21 protein-coding genes are annotated in these 22,961 nt (G+C 50.5%); 3 read left to right on the top strand and 18 right to left on the bottom strand.

Annotated elements, in window-relative coordinates:
* Positions 1-42: 42 nt before the first annotated feature.
* A complete protein-coding gene (locus JNUCC32_RS30385) occupies positions 43-960 on the bottom strand; it encodes a YitT family protein (RefSeq protein WP_015737304.1) in 918 nt (305 codons plus the stop codon).
* A 167-nt stretch (positions 961-1,127) separates the two neighbouring features.
* Positions 1,128-2,558 (bottom strand): cardiolipin synthase, encoded by a 1,431-nt coding sequence (gene cls, locus JNUCC32_RS30380; protein ID WP_192570661.1) that lies wholly within the window; start codon positions 2,556-2,558, stop codon positions 1,128-1,130.
* A gap of 270 nt (positions 2,559-2,828) precedes the next feature.
* On the opposite strand from cls, the gene JNUCC32_RS30375 reads away from it, so the two are divergent.
* Positions 2,829-3,800 (top strand): M23 family metallopeptidase, encoded by a 972-nt coding sequence (locus tag JNUCC32_RS30375; protein ID WP_015737306.1) that lies wholly within the window; start codon positions 2,829-2,831, stop codon positions 3,798-3,800.
* A 35-nt stretch (positions 3,801-3,835) separates the two neighbouring features.
* Positions 3,836-4,255 carry a bactofilin family protein gene (locus JNUCC32_RS30370; RefSeq protein WP_192570660.1) on the top strand — a complete coding sequence of 140 codons (420 nt, stop codon included), beginning with the start codon at positions 3,836-3,838 and terminating at the stop codon, positions 4,253-4,255.
* A 136-nt stretch (positions 4,256-4,391) separates the two neighbouring features.
* Here the strand turns inward: JNUCC32_RS30370 and JNUCC32_RS30365 are convergent, their stop codons facing one another.
* Together JNUCC32_RS30365 and JNUCC32_RS30360 are read right to left on the bottom strand one after the other, a co-directional pair.
* Positions 4,392-5,168: an ABC transporter permease gene (locus JNUCC32_RS30365; protein WP_192570659.1), complete on the bottom strand. Its 777-nt coding sequence runs from the start codon at positions 5,166-5,168 to the stop codon at positions 4,392-4,394.
* Positions 5,158-6,075 carry an ABC transporter ATP-binding protein gene (locus tag JNUCC32_RS30360; protein ID WP_192570658.1) on the bottom strand — a complete coding sequence of 306 codons (918 nt, stop codon included), beginning with the start codon at positions 6,073-6,075 and terminating at the stop codon, positions 5,158-5,160. Before JNUCC32_RS30360 ends, JNUCC32_RS30365 begins: the two co-directional genes overlap by 11 nt.
* A gap of 490 nt (positions 6,076-6,565) precedes the next feature.
* Here JNUCC32_RS30360 and JNUCC32_RS30355 point away from each other — a divergent pair, with 490 nt between their 5' ends.
* A complete protein-coding gene (locus tag JNUCC32_RS30355; protein WP_192570657.1) occupies positions 6,566-8,359 on the top strand; it encodes a glycosyl hydrolase family 28-related protein in 1,794 nt (597 codons plus the stop codon).
* Between the two features lie 119 nt (positions 8,360-8,478).
* Here the strand turns inward: JNUCC32_RS30355 and JNUCC32_RS30350 are convergent, their stop codons facing one another.
* From JNUCC32_RS30350 to JNUCC32_RS30285, 14 genes are all read right to left on the bottom strand, one after another.
* Positions 8,479-9,414 carry an LCP family glycopolymer transferase gene (locus JNUCC32_RS30350; RefSeq protein WP_096776554.1) on the bottom strand — a complete coding sequence of 312 codons (936 nt, stop codon included), beginning with the start codon at positions 9,412-9,414 and terminating at the stop codon, positions 8,479-8,481.
* Positions 9,415-9,420: 6 nt separating this feature from the next.
* A complete protein-coding gene (locus tag JNUCC32_RS30345) occupies positions 9,421-9,969 on the bottom strand; it encodes a VanZ family protein (RefSeq protein WP_015737312.1) in 549 nt (182 codons plus the stop codon).
* 34 nt (positions 9,970-10,003) lie between these two features.
* Positions 10,004-11,368: a sugar phosphate nucleotidyltransferase gene (locus tag JNUCC32_RS30340; protein WP_192570656.1), complete on the bottom strand. Its 1,365-nt coding sequence runs from the start codon at positions 11,366-11,368 to the stop codon at positions 10,004-10,006.
* A gap of 34 nt (positions 11,369-11,402) precedes the next feature.
* The gene (locus JNUCC32_RS30335) at positions 11,403-12,635 is read right to left on the bottom strand and encodes a glycosyltransferase family 4 protein (RefSeq protein ID WP_192570655.1); all 1,233 of its coding nucleotides are present in this window, start codon (positions 12,633-12,635) and stop codon (positions 11,403-11,405) included.
* A gap of 11 nt (positions 12,636-12,646) precedes the next feature.
* The gene (locus JNUCC32_RS30330; RefSeq protein ID WP_036665164.1) at positions 12,647-13,936 is read right to left on the bottom strand and encodes a hypothetical protein; all 1,290 of its coding nucleotides are present in this window, start codon (positions 13,934-13,936) and stop codon (positions 12,647-12,649) included.
* On the bottom strand, positions 13,933-15,117 hold the full coding sequence (locus JNUCC32_RS30325; RefSeq protein ID WP_096776556.1) for a hypothetical protein: 1,185 nt from the start codon (positions 15,115-15,117) through the stop codon (positions 13,933-13,935). Before JNUCC32_RS30325 ends, JNUCC32_RS30330 begins: the two co-directional genes overlap by 4 nt.
* A gap of 56 nt (positions 15,118-15,173) precedes the next feature.
* Entirely contained in the window at positions 15,174-16,022 is an 849-nt protein-coding gene (locus JNUCC32_RS30320; protein WP_015737317.1) for a glycosyltransferase family 2 protein, read from the bottom strand.
* Positions 16,012-16,812, bottom strand: a complete 801-nt coding sequence (locus JNUCC32_RS30315; protein ID WP_192570654.1) for a glycosyltransferase family 2 protein — start codon at positions 16,810-16,812, stop codon at positions 16,012-16,014. Before JNUCC32_RS30315 ends, JNUCC32_RS30320 begins: the two co-directional genes overlap by 11 nt.
* Entirely contained in the window at positions 16,809-18,269 is a 1,461-nt protein-coding gene (locus JNUCC32_RS30310; RefSeq protein ID WP_228468848.1) for an oligosaccharide flippase family protein, read from the bottom strand. The genes JNUCC32_RS30315 and JNUCC32_RS30310 overlap by 4 nt, the downstream gene beginning before the upstream one ends.
* Complete coding sequence (gene gmd, locus JNUCC32_RS30305) at positions 18,266-19,264, bottom strand: GDP-mannose 4,6-dehydratase (protein ID WP_009590886.1); 999 nt, start codon at positions 19,262-19,264, stop codon at positions 18,266-18,268. The genes JNUCC32_RS30310 and gmd overlap by 4 nt, the downstream gene beginning before the upstream one ends.
* Positions 19,261-20,220, bottom strand: coding sequence for a GDP-L-fucose synthase family protein (locus JNUCC32_RS30300; RefSeq protein ID WP_096776558.1), 960 nt, complete (start codon positions 20,218-20,220; stop codon positions 19,261-19,263). The genes gmd and JNUCC32_RS30300 overlap by 4 nt, the downstream gene beginning before the upstream one ends.
* Before the next feature lie 27 nt (positions 20,221-20,247).
* A complete protein-coding gene (locus tag JNUCC32_RS30295; RefSeq protein ID WP_192570653.1) occupies positions 20,248-20,952 on the bottom strand; it encodes a sugar transferase in 705 nt (234 codons plus the stop codon).
* A gap of 16 nt (positions 20,953-20,968) precedes the next feature.
* Entirely contained in the window at positions 20,969-21,862 is an 894-nt protein-coding gene (galU, locus tag JNUCC32_RS30290) for a UTP--glucose-1-phosphate uridylyltransferase GalU (protein WP_015737322.1), read from the bottom strand.
* Between the two features lie 225 nt (positions 21,863-22,087).
* Positions 22,088-22,849 (bottom strand): YveK family protein, encoded by a 762-nt coding sequence (locus JNUCC32_RS30285; protein ID WP_009590440.1) that lies wholly within the window; start codon positions 22,847-22,849, stop codon positions 22,088-22,090.
* Positions 22,850-22,961: the final 112 nt, after the last annotated feature.

The raw sequence follows: 22,961 nt of genomic DNA, 5'->3' as shown, positions 1-22,961 counted from the left end.
CCGCGCTAACTCTCGCACCGGGTGGAGCCTGAAATGATTGTATTAATGGATTGCCTTTTTCTTAAAGCGGCCGCCCTTCACATCATGGATGTTGCCGACGGCTACGAAGGCCTGGGAGTCCCAGTCTTCCACAATGGATTTGAGCTTTGCTTCTTCCAGACGAGTGATAACCACAAAGATAACCTTCTTGCTGTCTCCGGAATAAGCGCCCTCGCCTTCGAGGTAGGTTACGCCGCGTCCCAAACGCTGGGTCAGCGCATCACCGATCTCCTTATGCTTATCACTGATAATCCAAACCGATTTGGATTGATCAATGCCTTCAATGGTAATATCGATCAATTTAAACGCAAGGTAATACGCAATCAGCGAGTACATGGCATGGTCCCAGCCGAAAATGAAACCTGCGCTGCCTAGAATGAATACGTTGATGAACATCACGATTTCGCCGACGGAGAACGGCGTTCTCTTGTTGATCAGAATGGCCACGATTTCCGTGCCGTCCAAGGAACCGCCGGACCGGATAACAAGGCCGACCCCGATTCCGAGAAGCACGCCGCCGAACACGGCCGCAAGCAGCGGATCGATCGTGATCGGATCGACGGGATGCAGGAAATAAGTGCCGACGGACATGACCAATACGGCGAACAGCGTGGATAATGCGAAGGTTTTTCCGATCTGTTTATATCCCATAAACAAAAACGGAAGGTTGAACAAAGTCAGGAATACACCCAGCGGAATATCGGTGATATGGGAAACCATAATCGAGATTCCGGTAATCCCTCCGTCAATAATCTTGTTCGGCACCAGAAAGATTTCCAGCCCTACTGCCATCAAAATCGCGCCGAAAGTTAAGAACACCAGACGGCGGAGAAGCTTCAAGGTCGCTGAGCCTGCCTTGGGATTCTCCGGCTTCTGCTGCTCCGCTTTCACTTGCGCCAGAATCTTCACATCACTTGACATAAATCTCCCCCGTTCAACTTTATGAAACCAAGCTAATATATATTTATAAGTGGATCCTATATAAATATTCTATCATATAAATAAAAGCGGGACATAGATTTTTCGCAGTTTATCCTGCTTTTTACTCGGATTTCCGTCATTCTCACATCTCATGTAAAATATTACTTTTACAGCAATGGCGACAGCATCCTGCACATAATTTCGGCCGCTTTCTGCCATCTTCCGCGCTGACGGAACGCCTCCGCATCAATAAGCCTGCTATGTTGCAGATCTTCCTTAAAATCCGAAACCAACCGCTCAATAGGCAGCCGATCAAACAGCACGGCCGTCAGCTCGAAGTTACAGAAGAAACTCCGCATATCCATATTCGCCGTACCGACCGAACCGAGAAGCTCGTCCACAATGAGCACCTTGGCATGGATGAACCCTTTTTCATACTCGTAGAACTTGACTCCCGCTGCCAGCAGCTCTTCCACGTAAGACAAGCTTGCCATCTTGACGAGGCGGGAATCGGCGTGATCCGGAATAATGATCCGTACGTCCACACCGCTCACCGCAGCCGTCTTCAGGGCTTCATAAATTCCTTCATCGGGAATGAAATACGGCGTGGTGATCCATATCCGTTCTTTGGCCACGGAAATCGCCCCGAAGCACATTTCCTGAATGGCATTCCAGTTCAGATCCGGTCCGCTGCTCAATATCTGCACTTGCTCCTCCCCGGTGCATTGATGCTCCGGAAACAGCCCGAAATCCGCAATGCGCTCTCCGGACGCAAGCTTCCAATCGTGCAGAAACACATTTTGCAGAAAATAGACCGCATCCCCCTTTACTTCCAGATGCGTGTCGCGCCAGTAGCCCATATTCGGATATTCGCCAAGATAGTCGTCCCCGACGTTAATGCCGCCCAGAAAACCGATCGTGCCGTCCACGACGACGATTTTGCGGTGGTTCCGGTAATTGATTCTGCGGCTGAACATCGAGACCATTGCGGGCAGGAAGAAATAGAACTCCACTCCCGATTCTTTGAAGCGTTGAATGAATGTTTTCTTGAGTTTATAACTGCCCAGCCCGTCACAAACCAGGCGCACCTTGACGCCTTCCTGCGCTTTTCGAATCATGACGTCCTGAAACTTCGTGCCGATCCGGTCATGGCGAAAGATGTAAAACTCCACGTGAATGTGATCCTTGGCCTCCTCCATGGCGTTCAGCATGGCCTCATACGTCTCTTCCCCATCGGTCAACACCCGGCTTTGATTACAGCCCGTGATGGGACTCTCCGACAAGTGATTGAGCAGATTGAACAAACGGTCATTATGATGAAAGCCGGGATTGTTCATATCTCCTTTTCTTCGGACGACCGCCGCCCGATCCCACAAATGCGCCCTGATTTCCTGAAACAAACGGGAACCCCGCTTGCGAATCTTCAATCGCTTCTGGTAATCCTGCGCCACAAAGAAATAGAGTACAAACCCGATAAAGGGGAGGCAAAATAAAATAAACAGCCATGCCACGGCCTTGGACGGATTTCGAAACTCAAGCAGCAGCACCGCAACCATCTGCAAAATAAAAGTAATAAGTGCAACCAGAAGCCACACCATATCGGCAGCCTCCTCACGATGAATAATATATTGAGCAGCCCTTTGTCAAAACGTTTGAAATGAAAGACAAGCAATTAACTACACTACATCATTGACCAATTCCATATGTATTTATTCAATTACCCAATGCGGCGCCATACTGAATAAGTTCTCTTATCTAATAATTTTTGACATGTTCTTCGAAAGAATAGAATACATACTAGATAAGGAGTTGGCCAAGTCTAGCGGGTGCCCTTGTAAACCATAAATAATGCATGGAAGGGAGATGCCATGAAAACCGCACACCGTAAACAACGCTTAACCTTGCTGGTGCTTCGGGATGCCCAGCATTCAGTCAAACAGGTCCATCTGTCCAAACCTTTGATGATAGCGGTGCCCGCGGCCGCTATTTTGTCCATCGCCGGACTGATCGTTTCCCTCCAGATCCAGTCGGCTCAGACCATCTCGGGGCTGGAGCAGCAGCTGACGCTGAAAAGCCTGGAAGCCTTAAAGATGGAAGTGACGGTCACCGATAAGAATGAAGCCATCGAACGCCTAAATAAAGCGATCATTCAGCTATCGGGTGAAGCAGAGCAAACGAAGGTCCAGATGGAGCGCGTTCAGCAGCTGGAGCAGGAGCTTCAGCAGTTTATTGAGAAGCACGGCAGCCTGTCCGGCCAGACCTCCTCCATCGCTGACGAGGATAAGCAGCATGTCGGCGGTGAATTCATTGCCGTTCATGAGAATGAAATGTTAAACCTCGCCAGGGAGACCCAGGATGATTTCGAGAACATGCAGCAGCTGATTTCACGCATGGAGCAGCATATTCCGCGTACGCTGGATCAGGCCCAGGAAACCCAGGAAAGGCGTGAGGGCACGCCTTCATTATGGCCGACCACCTCCAAGCGGCTCACCTCGAATTTTGGTTATCGTAGCGATCCTTTTACCGGCCGCTCGGCCTATCATGCCGGCATCGATATTGCCGGGAAAACCGGCGATCCTATCTATGCCGCAGGTGCCGGCGAGGTGACGGCAGCGGAACGCAGCGGGGCGCGGGGGCTGTATATCGTCATCAGGCATCCGAATGGTCTGGAGACGTGGTACATGCATCTGGACAGCCTGGACGTGTCGGCAGGCGATCATGTCGAGCAGGGCGAAACGATTGGCAAGCTGGGCTCCTCCGGGCGAAGCACGGGCCCCCACCTTCATTTCCAGGTCGTCAAAAACAATCAGACGATTGACCCTTTGCCTTATCTGCAATAAGCACACCATCCATTTTCGAATAGGAGGAATGACAGATGAAGAAGAAAAACAAGAAGAAACGGGCGTCGGAGCGGACCGATACGCTGATCGGGCCAGGAAGCGAAGTGGAGGGCGTCCTGCAATGCGAGGATGACCTGAGGATCGACGGCCGCTTTAACGGCTCCATCGAAAGCCAAGGCTGCGTCACCATAGGCGAAGCCGCGATTGCCCGCTCCAATATTTCCGCTCGGGAAGTCATCGTGGCCGGCAAGGTCTATGGGGATGTGACGGCGGAAAATAAACTGACGATTACGACAACGGGGCAAATGTACGGGGATGTTCACGCAGCTTCCCTTATCGTTATGGAGGGCGGGCTTCTTCACGGGGCAAGCCGGATGGACCAGCAGACCTCTTCTCAGGAAGCCTCGGAATCCATTGACGCCGCACTGCCCCTTAAGCGTCCGGAAGCAGGTTAACCCGGCGTATGGACGACCACCCGAATTCGAACACGATATCCGCTTCGGCCGGATCCTACAGCCGACACAATCAAAGAGCCCCTTCTCATCCATGTGACCCACACGGCGGAAGGAGCTCTTTTCTCATCGTTATGAATTATGCTGCTACGTCTCTCCTGGTGAAGGCCAGCCACGAGACCAGCATGAACAGTAAGCAATAGACGGCCAAAATCGCTACGGAAAAGCCCATCCCAACGCCTCCCGGCCCGACGGGCGAGGTGATGTACCCGCTCAGATCGGTGTGAAGAAAGAGCAAATACTTCGCCCATACGAACCGCTCCGGGTTAAAGATAAAACCGAAGATATCCTTGGTGAACAGGACCAGCAGCGATAATCCAATCGCAAGGCCGCCTGAACGGAATACCGTGGAGAGCATAAATGCAATCAGCGAAATGACAAACACCTGGATCGTATCCGTCAGCAGGAGCAAGAGGGAATTGCTCATGGGCGATCCATCAAATCCGTCCGAGAATCCGGCATTGCCGGAGAACAGCAGCATCGAGACAGCGATGCCCACCACCATGGTGACTCCCGCACAGAGCAGCCCGAACAGACACAAGGCGGCGAATTTGGATAACAGAATCTTCCCCCGGCTCCACGGCCGGATCAGCAGCAATTTGATGGTGCCCCCGCTAAATTCCCCGGCCACGATATCCGCGGCGATGACAACCGTGAAGATCGCGCTGAGGTATATGGTAAAACTCTCCGTCCAACTGAACACGGTCCAGACATCCATCGGCGCATCCGTCAAGTACAGCATGACAGGCATGGCTGCATTAAATAAGACAAGTATGCCCAGCATGACCCATGTCCGCACGCGGTAGTAAATTTTCATATTCTCATTGGCAACAAGACGGGTAAAGTTATTCAACAAGAGATCTCCCTCCCGTCATTTCCAAAAATTGATCCTCCAGCGACCGGGTTACCGGCTGTATGGCATATACGCGTATGCCCGCTTCGACCAATGCCGCATTGATGTCCGCAATCATATCCCGGTTACCGCGAACAAGGACGCGATGCTCCCGGGCTGTCGCCTGGTAGTCCTGGAGGAGCGCTGCGGCGGTATCCGCGTCGCTGACGGTAAATGCCGTCTCTTCAAACATCCGCTCTCCCCCGTCCGTGCGAAGCTGCCGGATATCGACCAGCTTGCCGTGACGGATGATGCCGACGGTATCGCACATCAGCTCCATTTCCGACAGCAGATGGCTGGATACGAATACGGTGGTCCCTTCCTCCTGCGTCAATCGCCGCAAATAATCACGCAGCTCCCGAATGCCCTGCGGGTCCAAGCCGTTCGTAGGCTCGTCCAGGATCAGAAGTTTGGGCCGGTGCAGCAGCGCCTGTGCCACTCCGAGCCGTTGGCGCATCCCCAGCGAATAGGTCTGCACCTTCTCATGGATCCGGTTCCCGAGCCCGACGAGTTCCACCACTTCGTCGATACGCTCCTTCGTAATCCCCTGCATCATGCGTGCAAAATGCTTCAAATTATTGTAACCGGATAGAAACTTGTACATTTCCGGATTCTCGACGATCGCCCCGATCTGGGCAGCAGCCTGCTCATAATTTTTCCGAATGCTGTATCCCCCGATGGTTATATCCCCTTGGGTAATGGACATCAGCCCGACCATCATGCGGATGGTTGTCGTCTTGCCTGCCCCGTTCGGCCCAAGGAATCCGAAGATTTGTCCAGGTGCGATATCAAAGGTCACATCATCTACCAGAACCTTCGACGATATTTTTTTCGTAACCCCGAGCAGTCTTACCAGCGGTTCCTGCTTCATGTGAATTCTCCTTTGCCCCTAACGAAACAAGTTCAATATTCCCCATTATACACAATACCAGGCATGAGTCTAATAGACTCCGCTCCAAGCCGTCTGAATCAGCCAATCATTCAAAGGTCCTGCGCCATGTAAAATAGCTCATTGGATGCAGCCGTTTTGCACTTTCCACATATGCCCATAGGCATATCGTATCGATAGAAACCGGTTTTAAACACGCTGACTCCCTCGATCATCGACACGATCCGACGACAACATATACAGTACATTTTCAGTTCATTTTCCATGAATGTTCCACTCCCAATGAGAAATGGCTTGATATAATGGTTGTTGATACAGAATGTATCCTAATAAATTTGCACTCTTTTGTCAAACGAAAACATAAATATTTCTTGGCTATTTAAGGACAATTAGGTGAATTGACATCACTCCGGCCGATGCTTGATCATATTTTGTATGAGGATAACATTCCGACAGATGGGAGGGTACGAAAATGCCTGTACTGAACAGTCAAGCCAATGTGAAAAATTTCGGTGCAAAAGGTGATGGCGTTTCAGATGATACGTTAGCCTTCCAACAAGCGATCCAAGCGTGTGCCTCCGGTGCATATTCCGTCATCTATATGCCTAAAGGCCGATATCGCATAACGCAAACCTTGGTATTACCGAAACAGGAAAGGCCCAACACCAACGCCACGCAAGGAATTGGACTTACCATCTACGGGGACGGAATGTATGACAGCGGTATTATTTATACGGGAACAGATTTTGCCCTATACAGCGATAAAGACATGGCCGAGACTATCTTATTTAGGGATTTTTATATTAACCACGCTGCGGGTGGTGGCATCTATCTGCCGCAGGGCGCACACCAAATGTTTGAGCGTTTCTTCTCAAGCGCATGCGGTGAAGGAAAATTCGGAGTTTATATTCAGGGGATGCGAAGCGGGACGAATCCCACATCGGGCTATGGAGGCTATATGATCTCGTTTCGCGATTGCCGTTTCTGGCAGGAGACGGGTTACTTGGGTACGGGCTTAAAGTTAGAGGATATTGTGTTGTGCACAACGATTGATAGCTGTTTCTTCTCCAGGTCTGTGCGAAATTACCCCCATCTGGAAATTGTGAATTCGGACAGCATTCATATTACCTCAACGGCCTTTGAGAGGAGCGAACAAACCGTCCCCCCTGCTTCTCCTGCAGAGGGACGCACCGAGGAAGATGTCATGAGGGATGCGATTGCGGCGAATCAAGTGATGACCGCCCCACTCATCAAGCTGGATAATGCCCGTGCCGTTTCGATCGAAGAATGCCATGCGGAAGCGACCTATGAGAGCTTTGTGGGAATTTACGGACATACGTCAGGCGTGTGGATTGACGGATGCCGTCTGGATCACTACGCGATCACGGATTACAATCACAATAAAGGATACATCGTCACCGTAGATCCGGGTTCTACGGCATCGCAGGATATCATCCTCGGACCGCGTAACTACCGGATTCAAGCCAATCATCCCAATACGACACACGGTACGCTTATCAAGGACCCTGTCGGCTGCGTAGTTGTCGAGAATATCGCGGACCGGACATCATTTCGGGATGCATTCTATTTAACGGAACGACGTACCGTACCTTATATCGGCTCCTCTGGCCATAACCTGCTTCGAAACCCGTCTCTCAGCGCCATGTTTACGAATGATGTCCCATACTCCATCGAACCTGACCCGGGCTTTGCCTTTAAACAAGCGGCTCCATCCGGCTGTATCGTCACCCAAAGTTCAACCGGCTCAAAGACCAAGCTCCGTATGAGAACCGTTGAACGTCTGCATAAGCATGAATATTACACCTTCGTGCTGTCTGGCACGAACCTGTCGGGGAAATCAACACCGCTATTTATTGATATCGGCGGGGACACCAACGATCTGACTCTTATTCTTCCTTCCGGCTCCGAACGCTTTACCATTACGAAAACGTTCAAGAAATACTACACGGACATCGTCGACCTCGTGGTATACGAGCCGCTTAATCTCCAAGTCCATTCGATATTCGTGCTGCCGAACCTGGTAAATAACATTCCTTACGGGGAGGAAACGATCGCGAGTTCGGCTGTCTTTACCGAATTGATTCGCTCCAGCAGCATGATCCTCAGTCCGTTGCCTGCGATACCGGCTGCTTCTGCTGCCCACCGCGGCCGAATCATCATGGTTGAGGACAGTAACGGGGTAGATTCGCTGTATATTTGCAAACAGCGTTCAAAAGGCGTCCATTCCTGGATCAAGTTAGGATAATCGATGCGATGATCATGATGCAATACAACACGGAGAGGGTGAAGACTTAACGTCTTCCCCCTCTTTTCATGCCAACTGTTTCATTGTCAGAGCCATTAAGCATCCATGCACTCATCGTCTCATTCGTTTCGATCCATATGCTCTTTAAGCAGTTGATGGATACGCTGACGTTCCTTCTCGCTCACTTGATAATACCAGACACCGCCGATCTTCTGCCCGCCTCCCTGAATTTCGATCTGTTTGATGGTTTTCATATCCTGGCGATAGTCGGTTACAAACGTCTTCATTTCATCAAATCGGACGTCTGTCTTTACGCTTGACCCGACCTCCTTAAGCAAAGCTTCAAGCTTGAAGACCGTTGATACGTCAAGCGCGCTGTTCAACACTTCTTTCACGATTTGACGCTGCCTGGAATTCCTGCCTAAATCGCCGCGGGGATCCTCATAACGCATCCGGGAAAAAGCCAATGCTTCCCGGCCGTTCAAATGCAGCCGTCCCTTGGCAAAATGATGGCCCTCATAATCAAATGCCAACGCGTTATCAATATCGACTCCGCCAAGCGCGTCTATGATGTTCGCAAAACCCTCCATGTTGACTTTAACGTAATAATTCACCGGAAATCGGAGCCATTCCTCAACGGTCCGTACGGACATTTGGATGCCTCCGAACGCGTAGGCATGATTGATTTTATCCTCCGTGCCGCGGTCCGCGATGACTGTACGAGTGTCTCGAGGAATGTTAAACATCAGGATCGACTGTTTCGACGGATTGACGGACAGCATAATCATCGCGTCCGACCTTCCCCGGTCATTCGGGCGTTCGTCTACTCCCAGCACAAGCACCGTAAAGGGCTCGCGCCGATCAATATCCGCCGTCTGGATTTCCTGCAGGATGGGATCGGCTGTTATAAAAGCGGGAGGCGATGAGGGTTCCCGCTGCTCATAAATTTGTTCAGCCGTCGCTTTGACGGACTGGTACACATACACACCATAACCGCCTGCCAACACGGTCAGACTCACGAGCGCTCCCGCCGTAATCTTCAGCCATTTTTTCATGCCTCGTCATCCTTTCCGATCTAACACTTCCCTCGGCCTCGATTTCATAGACCTCCAATATGTATATGCACTGACCAGCGTTATTCCGACCAATGCGGCAATCGAATCCAGGACAACATCCTGTGCCTTAAAGATGCGGTACCCCGATGTGCTTTGATGCAGCTCGTCGCTAACGGCATACAACGCGCACAAGCACCATGACACAGGTATGACTATGCTAGCCCTGATCCGCAGCAAATTCGTCAACAGCAGCAGCAACAAGCCACCAAGGACGAAGTATTCCCCGATGTGGGCTGCCTTTCGGATAAAAAATTCAACGAAACCGGGCACACCCTTGGCATCGATGCTAACGATCTCTCCGGCATAAGTAAACGAAACCCATGAAAACCAGTGTTCAATCGCCGCCTCTGGCAAGTGCTCCTGAAGCCACGGCCTTAGATCCTGCTGCTGGTACGACTGGGAGGAGAAGAAAAAAATGATGCTCATCCAAACGAAAACGATGACGATGATAAACAGGAGCCTCCTGCTCCTGTAGCTGCTTCTGTTTCTGCCCACGGCATTCTCCCCCGTCATGAAATTACCTTTGTCCTTAGACGAACTGGGTCATCTCTTCCCATTGAAAGGTTAACCGGATCGTATCCTCCTCTGATACTTCGGTACCGGATTGAACCTCAATGAATTCAAGATCTTCAAGCGCGCGAATTCCATGCAAGGTGCCTGCGGGTATTTTGAGCACATCCCCAGCCTGAACGGACTTTACCTGGTCTTGAATGCAGACTTCACCTGTACCGCTGGTGATCGTCCAGTATTCTTCGCGATGCAGATGATAATGATAGCTGGAGTTCTTTCCTGCATCAATCCGAATCCGCTTGGTAAGAACCTCATGTCCGTTCTTATGCTTTTGCAGATCGAGTACACGGTACCATCCCCAGCGGCGTTCCTCATACATGGGCCGTTGTTCGATATGAGAAATAAATTCCTTCAACCGCGGGCTGGATGATTTCTCCGTAACCAGGATGCCGTCTGCGCCAGTGGCTACCACGACATTGGAGAGTCCCAGCACCGCTACCGGAATATCCAGTTCATTAATCAAATGGGTGTTGTAGCAATCGTCGCTGATGGTCCCTTTCCCGTTGATCGGCGATGGAATCTCCTCTGTAAGCGTGTTCCAAGTGCCCAGATCCTTCCAGCTCCCTTCATAAGGAACCACCACGACGCGCCGAGCCTTCTCGATCACCTCATAATCGAAGCTAATCTTCGAGAGCCTTGCATACTGTTTGGACATTTCCTCATATTGAATCGGCAGTCCCTTATCGATCAGAAGCTGGATCAGATAGTCCAGCTTAAAAGAGAACACGCCGCAGTTCCAATAAGCGGATTGTGCGATGTATTGCGAAGCCTGCTCTTCGCTTGGTTTTTCTTTAAAGCTTTTTACGTTGCGGTAACCACACGAGGCATCCTCCGTCTGTTCAGGGAGAATATAACCGTACTTCTCCGAAGGATAGGTTGGCTTGACCCCCATAAGCGCTATATCCGCTCCGGACTCTTCCAAAACGCGATCCAAAGAAGACATTGTATGAAAGAACGGCTCCTCCACAAAAGGATCTACCGGCAGTACGGTAACTGTTTCCTGTAAATTGACGTTGGCTATGGAATACAGATACACGGCGGCTAGCGCGATCGCAGGGAACGTATCTCTGCGCTGCGGCTCTACGATGATCGGCACCCTGCCGGGAAGCTGATTTCGAATAATTTCAATCTGCGAAATGCCTGCGGCTATAAAGGATGAATCCGACAAGTTGCTCCTCTGCAATTGCTTCCAAACGCGCTGCACCATGGACTCGGATTCTCCTTCTTCTCCAGGGAGCACCTTAAGGAACTGTTTGGAGCGAAGCTCGTTGGAGAGAGGCCACAGACGCTTACCCGAACCGCCGGACAATAAAATAATCTTCATCTTACTACTTCCCTCCATCCTTTTATCACAGCATCTATATGGACTGCAGGAGCGTCCGGTATTTGTCGATTGACTGAGCCTTGGCAAGATACCGTTCCAAATACAATCTTCCGCCACGTCCGGTCAATTCCAACGTTTCCGTACCGCATGCATACATATTCGCTATGTGCTGGGAGATTTCGCGGTATTGTTGCGGTTCCACAACGACTCCGCATCCGCTTTCCTTAATAAGGACGGCGGCTTCGCTTCCTTGCTCAAGAACGCCGAGTATCGGCTTTCCGGCGGCCATGACGCCGTAGATTTTGCTTGGAACCGAGACGCCCTTGATCCCTTTCTGATTGACGACCAAATGGACATCCGCAGCGCATAGAGAGTATTTGATGTTTTCTTTAGGCTGAAACGGAAGGAACCGAACATTCCCCAGTCCCTTCTCTTCCACATATCGCTGCATCTCAGGCTTCATGGCGCCATCGCCGATAAAAACGAACAGGATATCCGGATGATCCTTAAAATCCGAAGCGACCCGTATAATGTTCTCCAGATCGTAATAAAGACCGAGATTCCCCGAGTACATCACGATAAATTTTCCCTGCAGATCATGATCTTTCAAAAACTTCGACACGTTAGCATCGCTGCGGGGCAGCGGCGTGATATCCTGCTCGTCAGTCCAGTTATTAATTACGCTGTTGCTCGGTACCTTGCGTCCACGAAAGCGGCTGTTCAGCGTCTCTTGCATGTCCTGTCCAACCGTGATGATATGGTCGGCTATGCGGCAGCTCAAATTATCCATTCTCTTGGCCAGACGAAACAGCCATTTTCGATTCGTGTAACTGATAGCTTCGGCTTGCTCCGGATTAAAATCCATGATGTTATAGACGAGTTTTCCGCGTTTTAACACCTTGCCGATGGCGCCAATCAATCCGCCGATAATCGGAGGAGAAGATATCGTATAGATGACATCCACTTTCTTAATGCGAAGCAATGCGATAACAGCCAATAGAAAATAGGAGAGAATAAACAGGATGCGGCTGAATTTGCTTCGCTTATTCACTTGAGGAGTACGAAGACGGATAATCCGTATACGTTCCAGTTGATCGTATTCAAACATTCTTTTCTTCTGGACGTGGTTTGCGTTTTCCGGCTGAACGGCGATAACTGTCACATCAAAATCATGCTGGAGCTCCAAACAAAGTTCAGTTAGCAGCTGCCCGGACGAAGCATAATCCGGATGAAAATAATTGGCCACAAACACGATTTCTTTTTTCATTTCATGTCCCCTTACTGTCTTGGAATGTTCTTTTCGCCGCCTGAATGAACGCTACCGGGATCCTTATGTATCAAACAGATCATGGTAAGGATCATTCCGTACGACAAGGTTTTATAGCTGACCTGAAACAACAAGCCGATAATGACAGGTACAAAGGCTGCCAGCATGTAGGGGAGCATGGTGATCGTAAACCGCTGAAGAGCCCTATACAGGATCCAGATCAGATAAGTCATCAACACTGCAATCCCGATCAGCCCTCCCTTGAGCAGGAAAAAGCTAACCGCCGAATGAGTGTAGGAAACAAGAATGTTGTTTACCGCCGGATCGTGAAACAGGCCTCCCCACCCTACTCCCAGCAGCATGGAATACGGAGAGGCGGACGTTTCAGCCAGTACGGCGGCGAGCTCATCCGTTTTTCCGTTTGCGCCGAAATCCTCCTGTTTGGATACCAACAATTCAAATGAGTTGGATATTTGCTCCTGGGCAAGCATCCCTGCGGCGACAAGAATGATCAGACCGATGATCAGCTTATTCATCGATTTGCGCGAGCTCACGATGAAGTAAACGGCAAAGCACAGCATAGCAAGCGCAAGCGGCGCGCGCTGCGCAACGGCCATGAGAGACCCGAGGGCCAGGAAACCGCCAGTCAGCATCACGAGGCTCCCCAGCCAGCGAAACGGGCTGGAGCTTTTCCACGTATGAACCGCCATGATGGGAAGAAATACGCCGGCAAACGAAACGCTGGGATCATACGGAAGATACAGAAAATTATCAAAGTAATACATTCTGCCTACTTCCAGAGGGGAAATCTGTACAACCACGTAGAATCTGATGGATAAAATAACGCCCATTACGGAGATGATCCAAGGCAATATCGCAAGCCAGTTGAGCGTTGAGCGTTTCATTGCCGGCAAGAGCAGGAGCGGAACGAACAGATACACGCACGGAATCAAATCGCGAATAATATCCGTCATATCCCACCCATAAACGACACCGCCGTTCAGAAGCCCAATCCACAGCAAAAAGAAGAAGCCGGCATGAATAACGACAGGCACGGTACCGTAATGGCGATATAACGAGAAACCGCCGCCCATAACAATGATTCCGGTCGGGATCGATACAAACAAGATCAGAAGAACAGCAATCAAAGCTTCCGCGATCCCGGGCTCTGCTGGAAAAGGGGAACTGAACAAGGCATATAACAGCAACGCTGCTATAAATCCGAATCCCCCCAAGTTGGCCACTGAGCTTCTGCCCCGATTATGCAATGTATCCGCAGGGAAACTCAGATTGTGATTCATGGGATTGACTCCTTATCTTTTAAGATCAGAACGGTGAGGAGCATTCCGTAGGAGAGCGTCTTGAAACTGGGCTGGAACAACAATCCGATCATGATCGGAACCCCGGCCCCAAGCATGTACGGGAGATTCTGCATGTTTACGCGCTTTAAGCACTTCCATATAATCCAGCTCAGATAAGCCAAAAAGACAGTAATGCCGATAACCCCTCCCTTTAACAGGAAGAAGGTAAACGCCGAATGAGTAAACGAGACCTCGGACATGTAGGTCGGATCAAAAAACAGTCCCCCCCAGCCTATACCAAGCAGCAGCGTATACACCGACTTGGACGTTTCCTGAAGCACGGCCGCCAATTCATCCGTCTTCCCGTTCGCTCCGTAGTTCACCTGCTTGGATAACAGCAAATCAAACGAGCTCGTGATCTGCTCCTGGGCCAGAATCCCGGCTCCTATCAAGATCACGATAATGACGATCAACTTCCGTACAGACCTTCCGGAACTTACGCCGAAATACACCGCAAAGCATAGGGCAGCCAACCCCAGAGGAGCCCGCTGCGCTACGGCCATGAGCGAACCTAACGCCAAAAAACCGCCGATCAGCATGGCCAGGCTGCTTAGCCAGCGGAGCGGATTCGTGCTTTTCCACGTATGCACGGCCATAATCGTCAGGAAGACGCCGGCAAACGAAACGCTCGGGTCATAAGGCAAATACAGAAAATTATCAAAATAATACATTTTTCCGATATCCAGCGGCGAAATGCGAACTTCCATATAGAATCTGATGGATAAAATAACGCCCATTACCGCGATGAGCCACGGAAGAATAGACAGCCATTTGAATTTGGAACGATTCATTGCGGGAAGCAGCAATAAAGGGACAAACAAATATACGCATGGAATAAGATCACGCAGTATATCCGTTGAATCCCAACGATATATGACGCCTCCATTCAGCAGCCCCAGCCACAGCAGCACAAAAAAGCCCAAATGCAGCGGCATGGGGACGGTGTCATATCTGCGATACAGCGTAAAACCGCCGCTCATGACCAGAATTCCTGTCGGAAGCGAAACAAACAATACCAGCAACGCCGCGATCAACACTTCCGTCATGCCGGGATTGGCTGGAAAGGGCGCGCTGAAGATAGCGTAAATCAAGAGGGCCAGAATAAAGGCAAGCCCCCCCATAATTCCTCCTCCAGTCGGGACCGGGGACAACTGATTACCGATAGCAGTACGGCTGTTCATGTCCCCTGGCTTACTTTCCGGAGCTCCGACATCTTGATTCCGATCTGCCAGTAATAAACCGAACGTGCGAAAGCATAGTGGAAGCCGGCGGAACCATCGAGAAACCCAAGCTTAATGATATAAGAGTGTATAAATGCAACCGCCCACTTCAAAGGCATCCGGTCGAACAGCTTCTTCTGGAGGCTTCGGATGAAAATTTGGGATTCGTTCAGGTTTCGAAAACCGCCATTGGTGCGCACAACCGCCTCCCAATCCGAATAACGGTTATGCTTCGCGAAATAATCAAACAGGGAATCATGATCATAGTGAACCATACAGCTGCTGAGCACCCCGGTACTTCCATCAATCTGAGGCTGATAATGCCCTTCCACTTCCCACATGTTCGACGCCGACAGATCGTCATGGTCCAGAAATCTGCCTAACCGGCGGTGGAACAATACCAGCTTATACATCCTGTGACCGTGCTTCAGCACCTTGTTCATGAATACATAGTCATACGCCACGAAATAGCCTGCCGCCAAATCCCGCTTTTCTTGAAACAACCCCTCCATCTCGGCGACCAGCCGGGGTGTGGCTTCTTCATCCGCATCCACGTAAAACACGTAGTCATTGCGGAACGGCAGCTCCTCAAGGCACCATTGCTTTTTCTTCGGATATTGGCCATTCCATGTAAAATTGATGACATGTGCACCCATTTCCCGTGCAATGGCACATGTTCGATCCGTGCTGTTGGAATCCACGACGAACACCTCGTCAAAAGCGGATACCGAAGCCAAGCACTTGGCTATGTTTTTTTCCTCGTTCTTCGTCATGATAATGACGGACACCGGGATTTTATTTTTCATAGGAAAAGCGCACCCTCTTATAGATTTTAGGAAAGCTATGTTTAACCAAACGAACGCCCCATTGCAGCAGCGCGATCGAAGCGCGGAGGACGATTGGCATCCCGAGAATGGTTTTACGGATAAACCACTGGTCCCGTTGGCCTTGTTTATGCTGGGTTTGGGAGATACCGCCCTGCTCAAAAATGCATATGGGTTTACGGAGGTACGCTGCGGTCCCGCCCTGCAACAAGAGTTCCGCTGTCAGGGCATAATCCGCTCCGATCGGGTATTCCAGACGATATCTGATGCTGCTCAAACTCTCCCGCCTGAAAGCCATGGATTGGTGATGCGTAAACATGCCGTACCACATGCGCTTATGACTGCGTGCCGTCTTATACAACAGTTCACCCGACCGCGCTTCTTCAAGCGCATCGCCGTACAGCAAATCCGGGAGATGATGCTGGATAGCTTGCATACGAAGCCGTTCGCCTATCGTATCATCATAAAATCGATCGCCGGAATTCATGAAGACCACATACTGACCATTGCAACATTCCAGCCCTTTATTCATCGCATCATATATCCCTTGATCCGGTTCACTGACAAAGGACACTCGTTCATCTTCAATATTCTGAAGAAAAGCCAGCGTGCCGTCATCCGAGTTGCCGTCAACGACGATCCATTCGAGCGAGCAGGATTGCGACTTCACGCTTTGCCACGTTTTGATCAGACCCTGTAGATTATTTCTGCAGACCGTGACTACGGAGAGAAAAACTTCAGATCTGTCTTCTACCCATTGAGTCCGTATCATTTGTAACTGGCTCCCTTTAATCGAACTTGCTGTTCCATGTTTTTGTTCCTGCCTGCCAGACGCATCAACTGACGTATCAGATCAACGGGGTGGAAATGCACCGAAATGCCGAGTCTTCGCCGCACCTCTACCCACATCCAACCGTTCTGCGCAAGCAAACCGCATACCATCACGACGGCAAGCGCAAACGGTCCCCATGCATGAACGACCGTCACGGCCGCAATTACCGTCACGACACTGGTAATCAGCGTGATTCTCAACATGGCCCGCTCATGGCCGGTTAAGGTCAGAAGGAGTCCTGAAGGGCCTGCGAATAAATTGATGAGCTGACCCAGCGACAAGACGGCCAGAATGGCATGACCTGAGCCATAGGCAGATCCAAATGCCAATTGAAGCACTTGCTCGCCCATCAACATAAAAACCATTCCAATGACGATTGCGGGCAGCGTAGATATGCCAACAATGATCCGGCCGGCATTTTGAATGCTCGGGAACTGGCCGCTGCCGAAATACTTGGAAATGATGCTTGTCATCAGCGTATTCATCAACACGACGAAGAAATTAAGCACGGCCATTAAGCGTACGGCTGCACCATAAATCGCCACTTCGCTCTCATCGTAAAAAACGCCCAGAATCCAGATATCGCTAGAGGTGAGCATAAACAGCGCGACGTTCGAAGCCATCATCGGGAGAGAGACGGCAAGCAGCCGCCGGGCGTTTGGCCCATGATCTGCGGCCGGCTCATTCGTTGGGTTCCGGAACCCTCCCTGGAGAAGCTTCAGCAATCTCCAACCGGCGACGAAGCAGCTAATCCCCATGCAGACCGTAACCAAGATGAGCGCGTGCTCCAACGATAATGATGAACGCCCCAGCCACATCAACAACCCTAAACCTGCCAGCATGAGAAAGTTGGACAAAACGCCGCTAAACAATGTAGCCTGCCTCACATCACCGTGTCCCCGAAAGGTTTCGGCCATTACATTTTGCAAAACCGTTAACATGATCCACAGCCCGGTCCATAACGCAGCCGATGCCATAATTTCCGAGCCCAAAACCCCTCGAAGCAGCGTCAGCTGCAGGAATGTATACAGTATGCCTGTACCGGCTGCTCCGAGCATCGCAATCTTCAGAGACAGCAGCGCGGTTTTACGGGCCCATGCCTGCTTTCCTTTCTCCCTCTGCTCGGCCAAAAAACGTATGATGCTCTGGTTCAAACCCAGCGTGCCAACCACGCCGCCAAAAAAGGCGATATTGAAAGCCATCAAATAGGCGCCGAAGGCTGCCGTATTCAGTACCCTGGACAGTAAGATATTAATGAGCAGCGCGGACCCCGCGAAGAATGCCCGCCCTGCAAATATCCACAAACCGCCGTTGACCGTTCGATTACGGGTGAGTTTGCGAAGATCGTGAAACCTTTCTAACTTATGCCGCGTGCTGGACGATCGTTTGCTTCTCACACGTATGCCGCCGACAGCGCTTCTTGGTATTTGATCTCTGCGCGCACCCGCTTCATGTCCTCGTCTACCATCATCTTAATCAGCTGTTCAAAGCTGACCTCAAGCTCCCACCCGAGCTGCTCTTTAGCTTTTGTGCAATCGCCAAGGAGCAGGTCTACCTCCGCAGGACGCACGAATTCGGGGTCAATGACGACGTAATCCTCGTAATGCAAGCCCACGTAAGAGAAGGCTACCTCAAGGAGTTCCCTTACGGTGTGCATTTCGCCCGTTGATATTACGAAATCGTCGGGCTGCTCTTGCTGGAGCATGAGCCACATGGCTTTGATATAATCCCCTGCAAACCCCCAATCCCTCAATGCATCCAGATTCCCCATTCGCAGCTCCTGCTGCAAACCATGCTTGATCCGGGCAACGGCATCCGTGACCTTCCTGGTAACGAACTCCAATCCCCTTCTGGGCGACTCATGATTAAATAAAATGCCGGAGCATGCGAACATCCCGAAGCTTTCGCGATAATTCACCGTGATCCAATGGCCGTATACCTTGGCTACCCCATAAGGGCTCCGGGGATAGAAAGGCGTTGTCTCTTTCTGAGGCGTTTCCACGACCTTGCCAAACATTTCGCTGCTGGACGCCTGATAGAAACGCGCCTCCGGCTTCACCAGCCGGACCGCCTCCAGCATATTGGTTACGCTGATCGCCGTCATTTGGCCCGTTGCCAGCGGCTGCGGCCAAGAAGCGGCTACATAGGACTGGGCTGCCAGGTTATATACTTCGTGCGGATCGGCGATGCGGACCGCTTCGATTAACGAGGCGAGATCGGTCAGATCCCCGGATATCCAGTGAATCTTATCTTTAATATGGGTCACGTTCTCGTAATTAGGTGTGCTGGTCCGGCGGCGCAATCCAAAAACCTCGTACCCTTTGCTTAGAAGAAACTCAGCCAAATACGAACCGTCTTGACCGGTAACGCCAGTGATTAATGCTCTTTTCATATTGATCCTCCAACGGATTTACTGTAGATCTGTTGCGATTCTAAATAGTGCTCATAGGTTCGGGCCAATCCTTGCTCAAGGCTGATCGACGGCTTCCAGCCGAGGGCTGTCAGCTTGCTGACATCCACCAGCTTTCTGGGCGTACCGTCGGGCTTAGAGGCGTTATAGACAAAACTTCCGTCATAACCGACAGTGGAGGCTATGCTCTCTGCAAGTTCCCGGATGGACACATCCTCTCCGCAACCGATATTGACGATTGTATTGTCCTCGTAATGCTTCATCAGGAACAAACAGGCATCGGCAAGATCGTCAGCGTAAAGGAATTCGCGCTTCGGCTGACCGGTACCCCAAATTTCCACCTCGCGTTGACCTGTCTCCTTAGCTTCATGTATCTTTCGCAGCAGCGCGGGAAGAACATGGGAGGTTTCCAGATCGTAGTTATCGTTCGGGCCGTATAAGTTCGTAGGCATGGCCGAAATGAACCGGGTACCATACTGTCGATTGTACGATTGGCACATCGTGATTCCCGCGATTTTGGCAACGGCATAGGGCTCATTGGTAGGCTCCAGGGCGCCGGTCATCAAATATTCTTCCTTCATTGGCTGCGGAGCCAGTTTGGGGTAGATGCAGGTAGATCCGAGAAAGAGCAGTTTTTTTACCCCGTACCGATAGGAAAGATCAATGATATTATTCTGGATTAGAAGATTGTCCCGTATGAAATCCGCTGGGTGATCCCGGTTCGCAATGATACCGCCGACTTTGGCGGCAGCTAGAAACACATACTCTATCCCTTCACTGCTGAAGAAGCGTTCCACGCGATCACGTTCACGCAAGTCCAGCTCCTGGCTGGTACGGGTAACCAGGTTGCGATATCCTTGCAACTCCAATGCCCTAACAATGGCAGATCCCACGAGACCGCGATGACCAGCCACATATATTCGGGAATCCAAATTCATTACCGCCATCTCCTTTTAAGAGGTTGTTCAAAAAGCATCTTTGGACCCCATGAACACCCGGACCGTCTTGAACAGGATCCGAATGTCCTGGGTCGTGGATTGTTCACGGATATACCTTAAATCCAGCTCCACCATTTCGCGGAACCCCAGGGCGTTTCTGCCGCTTACCTGCCACAAGCCGGTACAGCCCGGAACCACGCTCAGCCGCTGCATGTCGTAAGGGGTGTAGGCTTCTACTTCCGCAGGCAGTGGGGGCCGCGGTCCGACCAGGCTCATCTCGCCTCTCAGTACGTTCCACAGCTGCGGGAGTTCATCCAGGCTCGTTTTTCGAAGAATGCGTCCCACCTTCGTGATCCGTGGGTCGTTCTTCATTTTAAACATGGCACCTTCAACCTCATTTAGGTGAACCAGCTTCTGTTGAAGCTGTTCCGCATTAACGACCATGGAGCGAATTTTATACATTTTGAACGTTTTTCCGTTCTTGCCTACCCGAATCTGCGAGAACAGCATCGGTCCTCGGGGGCTTTCCACCTTCATGCACACGAAGATGATCATAAACAAAGGCAGAAGAAGAATAAGGCCAACAGCGGATAGCACGGCATCCGTCGCCCGTTTCAACCGGAAGTACCCTGAACGGGGCTTCACCGGATAAGAGCTCGCACCTGTCATCACGGGAAATTCTTCGGCTGCAGCGGTTTCCAACGTTCTTGTTTCAATCGTTTCGATATTCATGGCTTGATTCAATCTCCTATCTAGCCAACGTTCGGTTCTTATGTATCATTTGCTCAAGTCCGTGCAAAAGGGGGAGCCGCAGCTCCTCTTTCATCAACGCGAATTCAACCGATGTAAGAATGAACCCGAGCTTTTCCCCGACATCATAGCGCGTACCTTCATATTGGTAGGCATACACTTCCTCGATTTCAGTCATTCGCTGAATGGCATCCGTTAGTTGGATCTCCCCGCCGATTCCTTCCTCCATCTGCTCCAGGTAAGAGAAAATCGCGGGGGTCAGAATATAACGTCCCATGATCGCCAGATTGGAAGGTGCGTCCTCGGCTTTCGGTTTTTCTACCATTCCTTGCACTCTGGACAGCCCTCCGATGGTGGGCACCGGATACGGATCAATGATTCCATATCGGTGTACTTCCTCAGGAGATACGTACTTAACGCCAATCACGGAACTCCGGGTCTGTTCATACTGTTCGATTAACTGCTTGATGCACGGTTTCTCCGCACGAACAATATCATCCCCGAGCAGGACGGCAAACGGTTCGTTGCCTATGAATTTTCGTGCGCACCATACGGCATGCCCCAGCCCTTTGGGTTCTTTCTGGCGAATATAATGAATGTCCGCCATGCGAGAGGGCCGCTGCACCTCATGAAGCAATTCAAGCTTCTTGGTCTGCCTAAGCTTATGCTCCAGTTCAAATGCATGGTCGAAATGGTCCTCAATCGCCCGCTTGCCTTTGCCTGTAACGATAATGATGTCCTCGATACCGGACTCAATCGCTTCTTCCACAATGTACTGGATCGTAGGCTTATCCACGATCGGAAGCATCTCTTTGGGCATTGCTTTTGTAGCTGGCAAGAATCGAGTACCCAGTCCGGCAGCAGGAATGATAGCCTTTTTAATGGTTGCCATTGTCTGTTCCTCCTCTATCCTAATTCGTTCGTTTTACCGGAAAATTGGGTATTCCATGTGAAGCTCTATGTAAACAAGAGAGGGCATCTAACCCTTCCTCACTTTACGCCATCGACGATGAACGTCTAAGCCATCCTGTTTGACGGATGCCCACAGCATAATCGAGTGCCTACGGTGGTAGAGGTTCAGTAGGCATTACCTGATGTATGCTTTAAGTAACAACGTTTATTCGGACGCGTTAACGATGGCCTTTCCGGAACCGGGCGGTTCAACCGGACTGCGTCTTGACACGGAGCTGCCTCTCGCTTTGAAGTCACTTGACTTGAAGTGCTGTATGACGGCAAGTGTCGGAAGTCCGAGAACCAGTTCAACCTCTTTGTCGGTGCGGATGGAATCATCCAAATATTCGAGCAAGAAACAGAAACCTATCGACAGCATCAGCGACACAACGAAAGCAATCACGACATACAGCAAAGGACTTGGAGTGACCGGTCTGGGATCGGCGTTATTCTCGTAGAGGATGGTGATGTTCCCGCCGGGAATGATAGAGGATATTTCGGATTTGAATACGTCGGCAACGGCCGTCGCTACTTTGAGCGCGCCATCGTAACTATAATCCCTGACGGATATCGTCATGACAGGTGTATCCTGTACGGTATCGACCACCATCATATCCATCAGGTCTTTCACGGTCAGCTTCAATTCCGGGTGCTGTTCCACCACTTTTTCCAGAATCACGCTAGTTCCGATAATTTCTTTGTATGTATAAACCAGACGCATCCCCATATCCATATCATCTGAACTAAGGACAGACTTTTTTTCTTCGGTCTTATTGGTCACGATCATCTTGTTGCTTGCTTCGTACTGGGGTTCAACCATTCGATAACTGTAAAATCCAACGAGTACGCAGACTACGGCAACCACGAGGAGAATTAACCACAGCCTTTTCTTCAACACGGTTGCATACTCTTTAATTTCAAGTTCCACTGAATTTCCTCCGTCCATAAGCAAATGTGCTTCCGTAGATACATTTTGTATCATTTAGCATCTTCAATTTACGATACAATTCGTATCGTGTCAATACTGATTTGGTCTTATT

The sequence above is a fragment of the Paenibacillus sp. JNUCC32 genome (assembly GCF_014863545.1).
GTDB lineage: Bacteria > Bacillota > Bacilli > Paenibacillales > Paenibacillaceae > Paenibacillus_AQ > Paenibacillus_AQ lautus_A.
The sequence above is the reverse complement of the archived record's forward strand: the minus strand, read 5'-3'. Positions and strand labels throughout refer to the sequence as shown.

Coding starts and splice junctions, on each gene's coding strand:
- JNUCC32_RS30335 (WP_192570655.1), bottom strand. CDS start 12,635: ATGAAAAAAGAAATCGTGTTTGTGGCCAATTATTTTCATCCGGATTAT.
- JNUCC32_RS30370 (WP_192570660.1), top strand. CDS start 3,836: ATGAAGAAGAAAAACAAGAAGAAACGGGCGTCGGAGCGGACCGATACG.
- JNUCC32_RS30340 (WP_192570656.1), bottom strand. CDS start 11,368: ATGAAGATTATTTTATTGTCCGGCGGTTCGGGTAAGCGTCTGTGGCCT.
- JNUCC32_RS30385 (WP_015737304.1), bottom strand. CDS start 960: ATGTCAAGTGATGTGAAGATTCTGGCGCAAGTGAAAGCGGAGCAGCAG.
- JNUCC32_RS30315 (WP_192570654.1), bottom strand. CDS start 16,812: ATGATACGGACTCAATGGGTAGAAGACAGATCTGAAGTTTTTCTCTCC.
- JNUCC32_RS30330 (WP_036665164.1), bottom strand. CDS start 13,936: ATGAATCACAATCTGAGTTTCCCTGCGGATACATTGCATAATCGGGGC.
- JNUCC32_RS30295 (WP_192570653.1), bottom strand. CDS start 20,952: ATGAATATCGAAACGATTGAAACAAGAACGTTGGAAACCGCTGCAGCC.
- JNUCC32_RS30325 (WP_096776556.1), bottom strand. CDS start 15,117: ATGGGGGGGCTTGCCTTTATTCTGGCCCTCTTGATTTACGCTATCTTC.
- galU (WP_015737322.1), bottom strand. CDS start 21,862: ATGGCAACCATTAAAAAGGCTATCATTCCTGCTGCCGGACTGGGTACT.
- gmd (WP_009590886.1), bottom strand. CDS start 19,264: ATGAAAAGAGCATTAATCACTGGCGTTACCGGTCAAGACGGTTCGTAT.
- JNUCC32_RS30320 (WP_015737317.1), bottom strand. CDS start 16,022: ATGAAAAATAAAATCCCGGTGTCCGTCATTATCATGACGAAGAACGAG.
- JNUCC32_RS30360 (WP_192570658.1), bottom strand. CDS start 6,075: ATGAAGCAGGAACCGCTGGTAAGACTGCTCGGGGTTACGAAAAAAATA.
- JNUCC32_RS30375 (WP_015737306.1), top strand. CDS start 2,829: ATGAAAACCGCACACCGTAAACAACGCTTAACCTTGCTGGTGCTTCGG.
- cls (WP_192570661.1), bottom strand. CDS start 2,558: ATGGTGTGGCTTCTGGTTGCACTTATTACTTTTATTTTGCAGATGGTT.
- JNUCC32_RS30300 (WP_096776558.1), bottom strand. CDS start 20,220: ATGAATTTGGATTCCCGAATATATGTGGCTGGTCATCGCGGTCTCGTG.
- JNUCC32_RS30355 (WP_192570657.1), top strand. CDS start 6,566: ATGCCTGTACTGAACAGTCAAGCCAATGTGAAAAATTTCGGTGCAAAA.
- JNUCC32_RS30350 (WP_096776554.1), bottom strand. CDS start 9,414: ATGAAAAAATGGCTGAAGATTACGGCGGGAGCGCTCGTGAGTCTGACC.